The following is a 1,246-nucleotide window of genomic DNA, read 5'->3' as shown; positions in this document are numbered from 1 at the left end:
GCACAAGGCTGCTCCTACCTCCGCAATGTGCCACACCTCTCAATCCTTGCTTAGAACCGAAACGTACAGATACTAATTACGTTTCGTATTTGACAATCATTATCATTCTGAATAGCTTGTCGCACGTCTCGGGAAGCTTCCCAACCTTGGGTGCCTCCTCTCCCCTCTGTGACAAGGTGATTTCCATGGCGGAACAACTATCCACAAGTAAGTGCGATTCACCATTACTCCAGGCCTTCGTCGACAATCGCAGCATTCTGGTCAAGATCGCTGCGCGCATCACCGGCTGCCGCTCACGCGCGGAAGACGTGGTGCAGGATGCATTCTTCCGGCTCAGCGCCGCCCCGCAGATCACCTCCTCCTTCAAGGCGCAGCTCAGCTACCTGTTCCAGATCGTGCGCAACCTGGCCATCGACCACTACCGCAAGCAGGCGATGGAGTTGAAGTACTCCGGCAGCGAAGAGGAAGGCCTGAACGTGGTCATCCAGAACGCCTCGCCCGAAGCCACGCACATCAACCTCGCCGCCCTCGATGACATCGCCCAGGCATTGAGCGAGTTGCCACAGCGCACCCGTTATGCGTTCGAGATGTACCGTTTGCACGGCGTGCCGCAAAAGGACATCGCCAAGGAATTGGGCGTGTCGCCGACCTTGGTCAACTTCATGATTCGCGATGCCTTGGTGCATTGCCGCAAGACGGCCAACCGTCAGGTTTGAATAGCTGAAATGGCTGGGGGGCGCTTCGCCCCCAGCAATCTCANNGCGTACACCGATCGAAAAACCGCTCCCGCCCCAAAATCATCAGCGCCGCGCGCTTGTGCGGGAAGTCGAATTCTTTGTCGCAATGGAAACACTGATCGTGCATGTAGCCGATCATCTTGCCGTTGTCCGCCCGCGGCTCGGCCACCACCCGTTGGGTGCGCGGGTCATCGAGGAACAGGTAGTGCACCAGCGCCGATAACCAGCTGGCCACCTTGTGCGGCCCACGGTGCGCCTCCTCCCCTACCAACATGTGAATGCCGCGGTCGTAATCATCGGCCGAGTAGAACGGCGCAATCCGGTCTTCCTTTGCCCAGTACGCCTCGAAGTAGGCGAACGGCTCATCGTCGAAGCAGCCGATGAGCGTGAGGGTATGCGGGTCGGCTTCCAGCTTTTCCAGGTATTCACGGTGCTGCTGTAAAGAGCCGCTTTCCTGCCAGAACGCGTCGACCCGGGGGTTGTTCTGCCAGCGGCTGAAGCGCTCCAGG

General features: G+C 58.7%; 2 protein-coding genes. One reads left to right on the top strand and one right to left on the bottom strand.

Annotation, left to right across the window (positions count from 1 at the left end; all coding sequences use genetic code 11):
• Positions 1-185 precede the first annotated feature (185 nt).
• Positions 186-716, top strand: a complete 531-nt coding sequence (locus MFF34_RS27935; protein ID WP_238217824.1) for an RNA polymerase factor sigma-70 — start codon at positions 186-188, stop codon at positions 714-716.
• Positions 717-756: 40 nt separating this feature from the next.
• On the opposite strand, the gene MFF34_RS27930 is transcribed toward MFF34_RS27935, so the two are convergent.
• Positions 757-1,246: GNAT family N-acetyltransferase (locus MFF34_RS27930; RefSeq protein WP_238217822.1), on the bottom strand; the 490-nt coding region annotated here is incomplete at its 5' end.

Source organism: Pseudomonas sp. PAGU 2196 (genome assembly GCF_022179005.1).
Classification (GTDB): domain Bacteria; phylum Pseudomonadota; class Gammaproteobacteria; order Pseudomonadales; family Pseudomonadaceae; genus Aquipseudomonas; species Aquipseudomonas kermanshahensis.
Note: the sequence above shows the minus strand (reverse complement) of the source record. Positions and strands in the feature narration are given on the sequence as shown.